The sequence below is a fragment of the Streptomyces sp. NBC_01335 genome, from assembly GCF_035953295.1.
Taxonomy (GTDB): domain Bacteria; phylum Actinomycetota; class Actinomycetes; order Streptomycetales; family Streptomycetaceae; genus Streptomyces.
In genome coordinates this window covers 3,765,604-3,778,588 of record NZ_CP108370.1, presented here as the reverse complement: position 1 = coordinate 3,778,588, position 12,985 = coordinate 3,765,604, and the positions used below count along the sequence as shown (strand labels likewise).

9 protein-coding genes, 1 tRNA gene, 1 other RNA gene and 1 pseudogene are annotated in these 12,985 nt (G+C 72.5%); 8 read left to right on the top strand and 4 right to left on the bottom strand.

Annotation, left to right across the window (positions count from 1 at the left end; genetic code table 11):
• The first annotated feature begins 7 nt into the window (after positions 1-7).
• From OG599_RS16215 to OG599_RS16200, 4 genes are all read left to right on the top strand, one after another.
• The gene (locus OG599_RS16215; RefSeq protein ID WP_327176685.1) at positions 8-2,323 is read left to right on the top strand and encodes a beta-ketoacyl synthase N-terminal-like domain-containing protein; all 2,316 of its coding nucleotides are present in this window, start codon (positions 8-10) and stop codon (positions 2,321-2,323) included.
• Entirely contained in the window at positions 2,323-2,982 is a 660-nt protein-coding gene (locus tag OG599_RS16210; RefSeq protein ID WP_327176684.1) for a hypothetical protein, read from the top strand. The genes OG599_RS16215 and OG599_RS16210 overlap by 1 nt, the downstream gene beginning before the upstream one ends.
• Complete coding sequence (locus tag OG599_RS16205) at positions 2,979-4,130, top strand: hypothetical protein (RefSeq protein ID WP_327176683.1); 1,152 nt, start codon at positions 2,979-2,981, stop codon at positions 4,128-4,130. The genes OG599_RS16210 and OG599_RS16205 overlap by 4 nt, the downstream gene beginning before the upstream one ends.
• A 228-nt stretch (positions 4,131-4,358) precedes the next feature.
• Positions 4,359-6,011 carry a DHA2 family efflux MFS transporter permease subunit gene (locus OG599_RS16200; protein WP_327176682.1) on the top strand — a complete coding sequence of 551 codons (1,653 nt, stop codon included), beginning with the start codon at positions 4,359-4,361 and terminating at the stop codon, positions 6,009-6,011.
• On the opposite strand, the gene OG599_RS16195 is transcribed toward OG599_RS16200, so the two are convergent.
• The 3 genes from OG599_RS16195 to OG599_RS16185 form a co-directional block, all read right to left on the bottom strand.
• Complete coding sequence (locus OG599_RS16195) at positions 6,005-6,652, bottom strand: response regulator transcription factor (RefSeq protein WP_327176681.1); 648 nt, start codon at positions 6,650-6,652, stop codon at positions 6,005-6,007. The two genes, OG599_RS16200 and OG599_RS16195, sit on opposite strands and share 7 nt — an antisense overlap.
• Entirely contained in the window at positions 6,649-7,728 is a 1,080-nt protein-coding gene (locus OG599_RS16190; RefSeq protein ID WP_327176680.1) for a sensor histidine kinase, read from the bottom strand. The genes OG599_RS16195 and OG599_RS16190 overlap by 4 nt, the downstream gene beginning before the upstream one ends.
• Before the next feature lie 128 nt (positions 7,729-7,856).
• Positions 7,857-8,831 carry a UbiA family prenyltransferase gene (locus OG599_RS16185; RefSeq protein WP_327176679.1) on the bottom strand — a complete coding sequence of 325 codons (975 nt, stop codon included), beginning with the start codon at positions 8,829-8,831 and terminating at the stop codon, positions 7,857-7,859.
• Between the two features lie 160 nt (positions 8,832-8,991).
• On the opposite strand from OG599_RS16185, the gene OG599_RS16180 reads away from it, so the two are divergent.
• The 3 genes and pseudogenes from OG599_RS16180 to OG599_RS16170 all read left to right on the top strand — a co-directional run bounded on the left by OG599_RS16180 (position 8,992) and on the right by OG599_RS16170 (position 12,317).
• A complete protein-coding gene (locus OG599_RS16180) occupies positions 8,992-10,854 on the top strand; it encodes an AfsR/SARP family transcriptional regulator (RefSeq protein WP_327176678.1) in 1,863 nt (620 codons plus the stop codon).
• A gap of 132 nt (positions 10,855-10,986) precedes the next feature.
• Positions 10,987-11,578: pseudogene (locus OG599_RS16175) on the top strand (YdcF family protein).
• The gene (locus OG599_RS16170; protein WP_327176677.1) at positions 11,520-12,317 is read left to right on the top strand and encodes a WbqC family protein; all 798 of its coding nucleotides are present in this window, start codon (positions 11,520-11,522) and stop codon (positions 12,315-12,317) included. Before OG599_RS16175 ends, OG599_RS16170 begins: the two are co-directional and overlap by 59 nt.
• 134 nt (positions 12,318-12,451) lie before the next feature.
• Here OG599_RS16170 and OG599_RS16165 read toward each other — a convergent pair.
• A tRNA-Ser gene (locus tag OG599_RS16165) sits at positions 12,452-12,539 on the bottom strand.
• A 153-nt stretch (positions 12,540-12,692) separates the two neighbouring features.
• Here OG599_RS16165 and ffs point away from each other — a divergent pair.
• An RNA gene (gene ffs / locus OG599_RS16160) (signal recognition particle sRNA small type) lies at positions 12,693-12,787 on the top strand.
• Positions 12,788-12,985: the final 198 nt, after the last annotated feature.

Genomic DNA, 12,985 nt, shown 5'->3' with positions numbered 1-12,985 from the left:
CCGGGTCATGACACCTTTGAACATCGCCCTGACAGGCCTGGGCCTGATCACCGGCGCCGGTGACGACGTGGAGAAGAGCTGGTCGTCGATCGCGGCCGGCACCACCGGCATCCGCACCAACACCCTCTTCGACACCTCCGAGCTGCTCACCGACTGGGCGGGCATGGCCACCGCCGAGCAGCCCGCCGACCTGGACCGCTGCTACGCGCTCGCGGCCACCGCGATCCGCGAGGCCCTGCACGGCAGCGGCCTCGACCTCTCGGCCGTGGACCGCGACCGGGTGGCCGTCGTGGTGGGCTCCAGCCTCGGCGCCATGCCGACGCTGGAGGCCACCCACCGCACCTTCGTCCTGGAGGGCAGGCTGGACGTCGAGCGGGCCGTCGCCTCCCAACTGCCCTGCGTGGGTGACTACATCGCGGCGGAGTTCGATCTGCGCGGCCCGCGCGTGGTCCTCTCCAACGCCTGCGCGGCCAGCGCCGTCGCCCTCGGCTACGCCGCTGAGCTGCTGTGGAAGGGCGACGTCGACTACGTCGTGTGCGGCGGCGTCGACCCGCTGGCGGAGCTGTCCGCCTACGGGTTCAGCGCGCTCGGCGCGCTGGACGCCGAGCCGTGCTCGCCGCTCACCGCCTCCACCGGACTCACCCTCGGCGAGGGCGCCGGATTCATGGTTCTGGAGTCGGTGGAGCGGGCCGAGGGACGCGGCGCCCGCGTCCTCGCGGAGCTGGGCGGATACGGCCTGTCCTGCGACGGCTACCACCAGACCGCCCCCGACCCCAGCGGCAAGGGCGCCTGCGCCGCCATGGCACAGGCCCTCGACACGGCGGGCCTCACCCCCGCCGACGTGGACTACCTCAACCTGCACGGCACCGGTACCCCCGCCAACGACGCCTCCGAACCCAAGGCGCTGAAGCTCCTGTTCGGCCTGGAGATACCGGCGGCCAGCTCCACCAAGTCGATCCTCGGCCACACCCTCGGTGCGGCCGGCGCGGTCGAGGCCGTGGTGAGCACCCTGGCCATCGACCGGGGCACGCTGCCGCCCACCATCAACACCCGGGGCGTCGTCTCTCCGTACGGTCTGGACGTCATCCCGGAGACCGGCCGTGACGCGAGCCCCGAGGTGGTGGTGTCGAACTCCTTCGCGTTCGGCGGCAACAACGCCTCCGTCGTCCTCAACCGGCCCGGTCGTACCGGCTCCCGGCCGCCCCGCCGCGAGGCCGTCCAGGAGGTCGTCGTCACCGGCGTCGCCGGCCTGGCCGGAACGGCCGGCGGCACCGAGGCGATCACCGCGGCCTTCGCCGAGGGGCGGCCCTGCTTCGACACCTTCGAGGAGGTCGTGGGCGTCGGCAGGGTGCCGGTCGGCCGGGTCGACATCAAGGCCGCGTCGCGCGGTACGAACCCCAGCCGGGCCCGCCGCATGGACCCGCTGAGCCTGCTCGCCGCGTCCGCCGTGAACGACCTGTACGCACGCCACGGCAAGCCGTCGCGTGACGTGGCGGAGTCGACCGGCATCGTCTTCGCCACCGGGTACGGTCCGGTGACCTCGGTCCTGCGCTTCCACGAGGGCGTGGTGCGCTCGGGCATCACCGGTGCCAACCCGTCCTTGTTCGCCAACACCGTCGTCAACGCCGCGGCCGGCCACGTCGCGATGCTGCACCGCTTCCGCGGCTACACCGCGACCATCGCCAACGGCGGCACCAGCTCCGTGCTCGCGCTCCAGCTCGCCGCCCGGGTCATCGCCCGCGGCGCCGCGGAGCGGATCATGGTGGTGGTCGCCGACGAGTTCCCCGAGCAGGCCCTCGCCACCCAGGCGGCGCTGCCCGGCTACGCCCGGTCCGCGCACGTCGTGCCCGGCGGGCGCACCGGTACGGTCCTCAGCGAGGGTGCCGCCGCGATCCTGCTGGAGAGCCGGGAGGCGGCCCGGGACCGGGGCGCCGACGTCCTGGCGCGGGTCCGGGGCTTCGGCGCCAGTGGCGAACCGGCCGGTATAGGCCGCATCGCCAGGGACGGCGCGGCCTGGGGGCGCTCCCTGCGCTCCGCGCTCGCCGAGGCGGACCTCGGCCCGGAGGGGATCGGCACGGTCGTCTCGGCCGCGTCCGGCCACCCTCTGGTCGACCTGGCCCAGCGGGCGGCCCTGCGCCACACCGGCCTCGAAGGCCGGCCGGTCCTCGCCCCCAAGGCCCTGCTCGGCGAGACCTACGGCAGCGCCGGCGCCCTCGGCCTGGTCGCCGCCCTCACCGGTGCCGGCACCTCCGGCCCCGTGCTCCTGTCGAGCTTCGCGTACGGCGGCAGCTACGCGGCGGCCGTCTTCGACCCGGAGGCGTGATGGGCGCCCTGATGGGACTGCTCCTCGATCCGGGACGGACCGGGTACACGCTGGCGCCCGACGGGCCGTCGGCGCCGGGGGAGGCGGTGGGGGAGGCGGTCAACGTCCTGGTCTCCCGGCACCGCGGGCTGCCCCGTGACCGGATGGGGCACCGCCTGTCCGCCTCGGGCCGCTCTTTGATCGTCGGGGCGCTCGACACCACGTACGGGATCCGGATCACCGCCGCCGACCTGGCGCGGGACGGCCACAAGCGCTGGTCGGTGCCTGCCCTGGAACTGTCCGCCTCGGTGGCGCACGTCGGCGCCTACAGCGCCGTGGCCTTCGCGCCCGCCGGCCGCGCCATCGGCGTGGACATCCAGGACGAGCGCGACCGGCCGGCCGCCCTGCGCTGGCTCGGTGACGTGCTCGGGCGTGAGGAGCCGGCCACGATCAGGGACTTCGCCGAGTGCGAGGCGCTCATCAAGGCCTCGCACCTGACGAAGGAGACCTTCGCCGGAACCCGGCTGCCTCCGTGGCAGCCGGGCTGGCGGCCCACGAACACCGATACCTACGAGGTGCGTTCCGTCGTCCTGCGGCCCGAGGACGAACCGCCCCTGCACCTCGCCCTCGCCTGCGACGCACCGGCCCCGGTGCGCTTCCACCACCTGGAGGAGGAATGACCCTCACCGCCGCGCGGCCGTACACCCGCCGCATCTCCCCGATCGAACGGGGCTACCTCAACGCCGCCGCGACCGGCACCCCGCAGCTCATTCAGATGGTGATCGAGGGCGAGGGAACGCTCGACGCGGTCGCGCTGAGCCGGGCCGCGCGCGCGGCCACCGAGGCGAGTCCCGGCCTCGCGGTACGCCGCCGGGGCGCCCTGTGGCGCGCCGACGGTACCGCCCCCGAGGTCGTAAAACTGCCCGCCGGCACCGGCCTCGACCACCCGTTCTTCCACCGCGACCTGTCGGTGGTCACCGGACCCGTCTGCGAACTGGGTCTGATCCGTGACGGGGGGACCACCCGGCTCGTCGTCCGGGCCAGCCACATCGTCACCGACGGGCGCGGTCTGCGGCAGTGGATCGCGGACCTCTTCCGGTCCCTGCGCGACGAGGACCTGGCCGGATGCCCGGACACGGTGGACGACGCGCACTTCCGCGCCGCGGCGGGCGACGTCCGCCCGGCCCCCGAGGCCACCCGTCTCACCGGACTGCCCGCCATCATCGGCCGGGGGCCCGCGGGCGAGCGGCCCCTGTGGCTGAGCCGCCGGGTGCCCGCCGCCCCGTCCGGGGTCACCGCACGCGCGGCGGCGGCGCTCTCCCGCCACCTCACCACGGACACCGGCCGCCTGATCGTCCCGGTGGACCTGCGCCGCCACGACACCACGACGCGCTCCACCGCGAACCTGACCTCGCAGCTCGTCCTCGACCTGCGCCGCGACGACGCCTGGAAACGCGTCCACTCCACGCTGGTCCGCGCCCTGATCGCCAAGACCGAGGTCGCCGTCCTCGACCGTGACTTCCTGCGCGACAACCCGTTCGCCAACAACCTGAGCGAGGCGCGCGCGTTCGACGGCAACAGCTTCCCCTGCACGGCGATCATCTCCGACCACGGCGAGGTCGACCCGCGGGCCTTCTCGACCCCGGACTTCCGCGCCGACTCCTTCTGCACCCTGCCGATGCTGGTCCCGTACGCCGAGATGTTCCTGAGCGCCTGCCGCGTGGGCGACAGCACCGAGCTGACCCTGGCCTGCCGCGACCGGCCGGGCGCCCGGGAGAAGGCCGAAGCGCTCCTGGACGACATCGCCGAGGCCCTGAGCTCCGCCTGAGCCGGCGCCCCGGACCCGGTGGGCGATCCCGCCCCGGCCGGCGCGCCGACCCTCGACGCGGCCACCCTCCTCCCCGACCTGAGACACACCGCTTGCCGGGCCGCCGCGAGCGATACGGCCACGGCGACCCCAACCGATCACGAAAGCCCCAGCCCCAGCCCCTGCCTCAGCCCCAGCCCCGACCGGACCCGAGGTCCGGTCCACCATCCACCCGAAGGACGACCTCGTATGTCCCTGGACCAGAGAACCGAGCCCCCGGCGCCCGCGGCGGACCCGACCCCCGTGGCGGAGCCCGCACCCGCGGCGGACCCGGCGCCCCCGGCGGACCGTTCCCCGGCGACGCACGCCGGCCCGGCGGAGCCGGCTCCCGAGGCCGACGCCGCTCCCGAGGCTCCCGAGGCCGACGCGGCTGCCGGAGCCGACGCGGCTCCCGCTACGGACCGAGGCCCCGCGGAGGGCCGCGACCCCTCGGCCGCGGCGGCCACCCGCACCGCGATCCTCACCATCGCCGTGGCCGTGGGCGGCGCCTTCGTCGCCCAGCTCGACACCACCATCGTCAACGTCTCGCTGGCCGACACCTCCGCCCGCTTCGGTGCCATCACCCAGGTCCAATGGGTCGTCACCGCCTACCTGTTGGCCCTGGTCGCCCTGATGCCGGCCGCGGGCTGGCTGGCCTCCCGCTTCGGTACCCGCCGCACCTTCATCGCCTCCGTCGCCGTGTTCGGGATCGGCTCCGCGGCCTGCGCCTTCAGCACGACACTCGCCGAACTGATCGCTGCGCGCGCTCTGTCCGGTGCCGCAGCGGGCGTGCTGGTCCCCGTCGCCACCATCCTGCTCACCAGCGGCATGCCGCGCGAACGCCTGGGCCAGGTCCAGGCGTTGAACGGCAGCGTCATGCTGATCAGTCCGCTGCTCGGCCCCACCGTCGGCGGCCTCCTGGTCAACGCCTGGGACTGGTGGGCGGTCTACGCCGTCAACATCCCGCTGTGCGCGGTGCTGCTGGTGGTGGCGCTGCGCCGCGTCCGCAAGGACGCCCCCGCCGTCCCCGGCGGCGGCCGCCCGCTCGACGTGCTGGGGCTGCTGACCGCCGCCGCCTGCACGGTCGGTGTGGTCCTCGCCGTGCACGCCTTCTCCGAGACGGGCCTGTCCGCCAGCCCCGCCTCCCTGGTCCCGCTGGTGGTGGGCCTGGCGAGCGGCGTCGTCTTCGTGCGTCACCAACTGCGCACCGCCGCACCTCTGCTGGACCTGCGCCTGTTCGCGCACCGCGTCTACCGCACGGCCGCGATCAACATCTTCTGCCTCGGCTTCGTCCTCTTCTCCCCCATGATGCTGATCCCGCTGTACTTCGAGTCGGCCCGCGGCGAGAGCGCCGTCACCACGGGGCTGCTGATGTCGGCCGGCGGCACCGGAGTCGTCGTCGCGGGCCTCGCCTGCCGCCCGATCATGAAGAAGATCGGCGGCGGTACCACCGTCGTGATCGGGATCGTCCTCACCATGCTCGCGACCGTGCCGCTGACCGCGCTGTCGTCCAGCACGTCGTACGTGCTGCTGTGCGCGGCGATCGCGGTCCGGGGCCTGGGCACGGGCCTGACCATCGTGCCGGCCATGACCCGCGCCTTCGAGTCGGTCGAGCCGCGCTCCATCCCGGACGCCTCCACGCAGCTCAACCTGGTCCAGCGGATCGGCGGCACCTTCGCCCTCGCCGTGGTCACGATCGTCCTGGACCGGGCCGCGCAGTCGCATCACGGGCTCGTACCGGCCGCGTTCGCCGATTCCTTCGGCCTGTTGCTCGCCGTGTACGCGCTCACCCTCGCCCCGGCCGTCGCGCTGCTGATCGCGGATCGCCGGGAGAAGGCGGCACGGGCCGCAGCGGCTCAGTAACGGCGCAGCGGCTGGACCCGGTTGACCGCGTCCAGCCGGGAGGTCGCGCCGAGCTTGTCGAAGATGTTCCGCAGATGGCGCTTGACGGTGCCCTCCGTGATCCCCAGGCGGGTGCCGATCTGCCGGTTGCTCAGTCCCTGCGCGACCAGCTCCATCAGCTCCCGCTCGCGGAGGGTGAGGGTGTCGGCGGACGTCGGCTCGCGCTCGGGTCCCGAGCCGCTCGGCGTGCGCGGCAGGTACATCGTCCTGCCGCCCGCCATCGCGCTGCGTATGGCGGCGACCAGGACGTCCCGGTCGGCCTCCTTGTGAAGGTAGCCCACGGCTCCCGCGGACAGCAGCGAGTCGATGAGCTGGCGGTTGTCGTGCATCGTCAGCATGATGATCCGCGCCTCGGGCGCCGCCTGGCGGATCCCCCGCAGGTTGGCGAGCGGGCCGGGCCCCGGCATCTCCACGTCGAGCAGCACGAGGTCCGGGCGGTGCAGGCCTGCCATCCGTACGCCGCTCGGCCCGTCGTCGGCCTGCGCGACCACCGTCAGCCCCTCGTACATCTCCAGGAGTTCGCACAGTGCCTCGCGCAGCAGCCGGTGGTCGTCCACGGCCAGCACGCGGATGTCCCCCGTGGTCTCCGCTCCCGCGCTCATCGGTCGCCCGCCCCGGTGCCGTCCAGCGGGATGCGGAGCTGGACGCGCGTCCCCTGGCCGGGCTGGCTGATCAGCTCCAGCGTCCCTCCGAGGGCGGCCACCCGCTGCCGCATGGCGGTCAGGCCGGTGCCGTCACCGTCGCGCGGGTTCGGCAGCCCGACCCCGTCGTCGGTGACGGTGGCGTGCGCGGCGTCCGGGAAGACGCTGACGAGGATGTCGATGTGGTTGGCCCTGGCGTGCGCGAAGGCGTTGCGCAGGGCTTCGCGCACCACGAGGAACAGCTCCTGGCGGGTCTGTTCGGGCAGCCAGGACTCGTCGCCGTCGATGCGGGAGTCGACTTCGGCCGGCCGGTCGGAGGCTGCGGCGCTGTAGGCGTCGATCTCCTCCTTCAGACCGTCGTGCAGTTCGTTGACGCGCAGTCCGCTGACCATCGTGCGGGTGAAGCTGAACACGTCGCGCAGTGCCTGTCGGGCGTCCTGGAGCCGGTCGCGGGTGGAGGCGATCCCCTTCGCCTGCTCCATGGTGTAGAGGTCGAGACAGCGCAGCGCCAGGCTGATGCTGCTCCCGATGTGGTCGTGCAGATCGCGGGCGAGCTGGTGGCGGCGGGCGGTGCTGGCCTGACCGACGTTGTGCAGGGTCGTCGACTCGTAGCCGATGGCGGCGGCGCTGACCCGCGCGAAGATGCCCTTGTGCAGCATGCGTACGGCGGTCAGGAACCGGGAGAGCGCGACCTCGGCGGGGAGTTGGGTGGCGGCCTCGGTCATCGTCTCGACCGCCACGTCGAACAGCACGCGGGCCGCGTGCACCGAGTCGATCGGCGAGACCTTCTCGAAGGAGCGCTGCACACCGAGCGCCATCGAGGTCAGTTCGGCCTCCGCCGCCACCTGGACGGCCGTGCCGTGCAGAGTGGCGATGCACTCGTCGAGGATCTGCCGGGCCTGTCTCTCGCAGGAGATCCAGAGTTCCGGACGCAGGACCAGCGGATTGGCAGCCTGTCGCAGACCGTCGGCGTAGCGGGCCACGGCGGAATCGATCAGACAGGACCGTTCGGTCGCCGGGTCGGCGGAGAGTTCCACGGTGCGCCCCCTCGATATGAGGAGTTGTCAGGGCCAGGACGGCACGACTCCCCACAATCCCCCGTCCGGCGCGATCATAGTATGGGGCTCGCGATCAGAAGGCGAGTTACCAAAAGGGGGCAAGTGGCTCAGGCCAAGGCCAGCGCGGCCAGCGCGGCCAGGTGGACGGCATACTGTGTGGCCATCCAACTCCGGTACGGACCACGCACGTTGGCCTCTCCTGCTGTGCCGCTCTTCATCCGGGGCGGCAGGCAGCGTCCTGCCACGCACAGGGCGCCCACGGCGAACGCGGCGGCGGCCGCGTCGAGCGGCAGTTCGTGCACCCACAGGGCTCCTGCCGTGAGGACCAGGGTCAACGCCCCACCGGAAGCGGCGCAGAAGCGCCGGGCGCTGCGATCGCCGCGGATGACGGCCAGGGTGCGCCGGCCCGCGAGTGCGTCTCCCCGGGTGCTGCCCAGGTCCTTGGCGACGGCCGCGATCAGCCCCACTCCGAGCGAGAGCACCAGGGCGAAGACGGCTGCCTCGGCGGTGAGTTCGCTGCCCGAGGAGACGACTCCGGCGATGTAGGTGGTTCCCGCGGCGGCGCAGGTGACCCCGGAGGCCGACCAGGAGCGGCACTTGGCGGCGATCCGCGGCGCGGAGTAGGCGTATCCCAGGGCGAGGAAGACGGCGGTGGCCTCGACCACCCGCCACCCCGCCGCGCAGCTGAGCAGCAGCCCGGCCAGTGCGGTCACCACCACGGCCCGCCGGGCCGCCACCTCGGTCAACCGGCCACTGGCCAAAGGTCTTTGGGATCGATTGGCCCGGTCCTCGCGCAAGTCGCTCACCCCGTTGAAGACGTAGACGCTCACCGTCGCCGCCCACCAGGCGGCCGTGCCGATCAACAGGTGCGGGGCGTCGGGCCGGTGGTGCGCGGCAGACGCCGTCAGCAGTGCACCGGTGACGAACCGCAGGACGAACATCACCTGTACCAGCGGACGTGCCTCCCGCAGGCACAGTCGCACGGTGCGGGCCGTCGAGACGAGGGAGGGCCACGGGGTGTCGAACGCGGTGATGGCGGAGGGGGACGAGGGGGAGAGGCGAGGCGTAAGGGCCTGTGTCATGGGGGGAACGTAAGGCGGGAATTCGTGGTTCCGTCGTGTGTCTTTTGAGGTACGCCATGTGTCATGGGGAGTACTCGCGTTGAATACGGAGAGCCCGCGCGCCTAGCGTCCTGACTGTCGCAATCACGCTGCACGATGCGGAACGTCGGGGGTGCGGGACATGGATTTCCTGGTTCTGGGACCGGTGGAAGTGCGTGAGTCGGGGGTGCCGGTCCGGCTCCGCGGCATGCGCCGCCGTCGGCTTCTGGCTCTGCTGCTGCTGAACGCGCGTTACGCGGTCTCCATGGACGCCTTGGTGGACGAGCTGTGGCAGGACCCGCCCGCCTCCGCCCGCCACCAGGTGCACAACGCGATCCGCGATCTGCGTGCCGCGCTGGCCGGCTCCGAAGGGGCCGGACTCATCACGGTGGACGTCGGCTACCGCCTCGACGTGGCCGCCGACGCGGTGGACGCGCACCGCTTCACCGACGGGGTCCGTGCCGCCCGCGCCGCCCGTCGGGAGGGCCGCGACGCCGAGGCGACGCGGCTGCTGCAGGCCGCGGTGGACCTGTGGCGCGGCGATGCCTTCGCCGGCATCGACTGCCCGGCGGTGACCGCCGTAGCGGCCGGACTCGACGAGCAACGGCTCACCGCCATCGAAGAGTTGATGGATCTCCGACTCGCGTCCGGTGAGACCGGCTCGCTGGTCGCCGAACTGTTCGCACTGGCCGCCAGGCACCCGCTGCGCGACGCCCTGCGCGGCAGCCTGATGCTCGCGCTGTACCGGAGCGGCCGGCAGGCCGACGCGCTCGCCGTCTACGACGAGGGCCGCCGGCTGCTCGCCGACGAGCTGGGCCTGGAACCCGGTCCACGGCTGCGCCGCCTGCACGCCGAGATCCTCGCGGACGCCCCACGGTTGCAGCTCCAGGCACCTGCGGCCGGCCGGCCCGCCACCCTCCGCCCCACGACCGTCCACCCCGCGACTGGCCATCCCGCGACCGGCCGCCCCGCTACCGTCCGCCCCGGCCAGGAGAACTACCTCCCGCGTGACCTGCCCGACTTCACCGGCCGTGCCACCGAACTGGCGCTGCTCGAACGGGCCGTCGACGGGCAGAGCGCCGGTTCTCCCCGCACGGTCGTGATCGACGGCATGGGCGGCATCGGCAAGACGGCGCTCGCCGTCCACTTCGCGCACCGCCGCACCACGGGCCACCCGGACGGCCAGTTCTACGTCGACCTGCACGGCTTCAGCCCGGCGCGCGCACCGCTCACTCCCGAGGAGGCGCTTGGGGTGCTGCTCCGCTCCGACGGCGCCGCGCCCGATGGTCTCCCGGACGGCCTCGCCGAGCGCAGCGCCATCTGGCGCTCCCGTCTCGCGGGCCGACGCGCCCTGCTCGTCCTCGACAACGCGGCCGACGCGGCACAGGTGGACCCCCTGCTGCCCGGCACGGGCGACACGCTCGCCCTGATCACCGTCCGTCGCAAACTGACCGCGACGGACGGCGCCCTGTCGCTGCCCTTGGGTGCGCTGGCCCCGGCGGAGGCGGAGGCTCTGTTCCGCCGCATAGCGGGCGACGCCTGCGCCGGCTCGTCCCTCGACCGGACGGTCGCTCTGTGCGGGCACCACCCGCTGGCCCTGCGCATCGCGGCGACCCGTCTGCGGGACCGCCCTTCGTGGACCGTGCCGGACGTGACGGCACGCCTGGGCACCAGCGCGGGCCGTACCGCGTTCCTGCGCACGGCAGACCGCGACCTGATGTCCGTCCTGGCCCTCTCCTACGGACAACTCTCGGACGAGGCGAAGGAGTTCACGCGGACGCTCGCGCTGCTCCCGGCCGCCGTCCACGACATCGCGCAGGCCTGCGCCGCCACCGGTCTCGCCCCCTCGGCCGTGGAGTGCCTCTTCGACACCCTCCTCGACCACAACCTGGCCGACGAACCGAGCCCCGCCCACCTCGCGATCCCCCCGCTCCTGCGGGACTGCGCCCACACCTTCCCCCTCCCGTCCCCCGAAGCCGCCCGCCTGCTGACGGCAGCGGCCTGAGCCGGGCCATGATCGAGGGGCTGACCGGCCCCGGCGGCGGTGACCAGGGAGAGACGCGTGAGCGACAACAACCAGCAGGCCATCACCGAGGACCAGCGGCGCCGGGCCGCGCTGATCTGGGACTACCACCGGATGCATCACCAGCTGCGCCCCGTCGACGTGGCGATCGGCCTGGGCAGTCACGACCTCGGCCTCGCCACCCACTCCGCCGACCTGTACCGCGCCGGGCTGTTTCCGACCCTGGTCTTCACCGGCGGCAACAGCCCCACCACCGCCAAGGTCTTCCCGCGCGGCGAAGCCGTCCACTTCCGTGAGCACGCCCTCGGTCTTCCCGGCCGAGGCGATCCTGCTGGAACCGAAGGCCGGTAACACCGGGCAGAACATCACCCTTTCCCGTGAGGTCCTTGTTGCCACCGGCATCACGCCGGCCACGGTGCTGTTGGTCTCCAAGCCCTACATGGAACGGCGGTCGTTCGCGACCGCCCGCAAGCTGTGGCCCGACGTCGAGATCCTCTGCGCGTCGGAGCCGCTGGAGCTCGACGACTACGTGAAGTCCATCGGTGACGAGAAGCTCGTCCTGGACATGCTCGTCGGCGACCTCCAGCGAGTCATCGAGTATCCGAAGCTCGGATTCGCCATCGAGCAGCAGGTCCCGGAGGACGTGCATGGAGCGTACGAATCCCTCATCCACGACGGCTTCACCAGCCGCCTCATCGCTTCCTGACCTGCCAGAACCGGGCGGGCTGTGCGCCATCCACCAGCCCAACCTGTTCCCTCGACTGACCACACTGGCCAAGCTGTTCGCGGCGGAGTACTGGATCGTCCTGGACGACGTGCAGTTCACCCGCCGCGACTACCAGCACCGAGCCCGCCTCGGTGACCTCGACGAACCGAACCGTTCGCAGTGGCTCACCATCCCCACACGCCTGCCATACGGGCGGCCGACACTCATTCGGGACGTGTTGATCGACGATCCCCACCGTGCTCGTCGGAAAACTGCGGGGATGCTTCGGCAACACTATGGAGCGAGCCCATACTGGCCGGCCCTCGCCCGGGTCCTGGACGAGGTGCTGGACGTCTTCGACACCGGCAGGACCGCTGCGGTTGCCGCAGCTTCAACCCACTTGTTACTGGACTTGCTCGGCTGGCGGGGCCAGATCCTCACCAGCAGCGATCTGCTTTCCCGGCCGGGCCGCTCCCAGCGGCTCGCCGACCTCTGTGCCGTTACCCGCGCCCGCGCGTATCTGTGCGGGACCGGCGGCATGGCGTACCTCGACCCGGCACCGTTCGCCGCCCAGGGTATCGACGTCCTGGCGTTCAAGCCGCCGACGACCACCGACATCTGGTCCTTCAGCCAGAGGCTCAGTGCGCTGTCGGCGCTGGCAGCACTCGGTCCTCAACGTCTGGGCACTCGCCTGCGAAGACCCTCGTCAGGTCACGTACCGCTGGTGGTCGGCGCCTGACCGCAGTCCGTTCTTGCTGAATCCCGATGGCTGTAGCTCCGGGGCGCAGCTGGTTCGAATGCCCTCCACCGAATACGTCGAAGGCCCCCGCTGCAAGCAGCGGGGGCCTTCGACGTATTGCCCGGTGAGAGCAATGGCGGAGGATACGAGATTCGAACTCGTGAGGGGTTGCCCCCAACACGCTTTCCAAGCGTGCGCCCTAGGCCACTAGGCGAATCCTCCGCCGCAAACAATACAAGACGTTGAGGGGTGCTCGCGAACACGTTCCCCGGAAGATCGTCGGGACGAGGTCGCGAGGACGGATTGGGGCGCGCCGGGGAGACCCCGGACCCGGGCGGGTGGACCGGGAGGGGTGGGGATCGGCTAAGGTGGGCGTCAGCCCCTCACGTGGCGCTATCTGACTGAACTCCCCCAGGGCCGGAAGGCAGCAAGGGTAGGTTGGCTCTGGCGGGTGCGTGGGGGGCCCTTGTGTTTTCCGGGCCGTCTCGGTCGCCCGTCCCGTGGTCCTCGGGGCGACCCGCCTCGGGTGCGGTTCCCCGAAGGCTCGCTCGGGCACCCGAATGTCGCCCCCGGCCACCCCGCCGCGCATGTGATCTACATCTCGCCGCCCGGCCTGCGCCCCGGTGTGACCAGGGTCCCCGGTCGCCGGGCCTCGATGCGGAGTCGGT

What these genes read in the sequence shown, in the direction of transcription:
- OG599_RS16215 (WP_327176685.1), top strand. Translation starts at nt 8, where the DNA reads ATGACACCTTTGAACATCGCCCTGACAGGCCTGGGCCTGATCACCGGC.
- OG599_RS16210 (WP_327176684.1), top strand. Translation starts at nt 2,323, where the DNA reads ATGGGCGCCCTGATGGGACTGCTCCTCGATCCGGGACGGACCGGGTAC.
- OG599_RS16205 (WP_327176683.1), top strand. Translation starts at nt 2,979, where the DNA reads ATGACCCTCACCGCCGCGCGGCCGTACACCCGCCGCATCTCCCCGATC.
- OG599_RS16200 (WP_327176682.1), top strand. Translation starts at nt 4,359, where the DNA reads ATGTCCCTGGACCAGAGAACCGAGCCCCCGGCGCCCGCGGCGGACCCG.
- OG599_RS16195 (WP_327176681.1), bottom strand. Translation starts at nt 6,652, where the DNA reads ATGAGCGCGGGAGCGGAGACCACGGGGGACATCCGCGTGCTGGCCGTG.
- OG599_RS16185 (WP_327176679.1), bottom strand. Translation starts at nt 8,831, where the DNA reads ATGACACAGGCCCTTACGCCTCGCCTCTCCCCCTCGTCCCCCTCCGCC.
- OG599_RS16180 (WP_327176678.1), top strand. Translation starts at nt 8,992, where the DNA reads ATGGATTTCCTGGTTCTGGGACCGGTGGAAGTGCGTGAGTCGGGGGTG.
- OG599_RS16170 (WP_327176677.1), top strand. Translation starts at nt 11,520, where the DNA reads ATGGAGCGTACGAATCCCTCATCCACGACGGCTTCACCAGCCGCCTCA.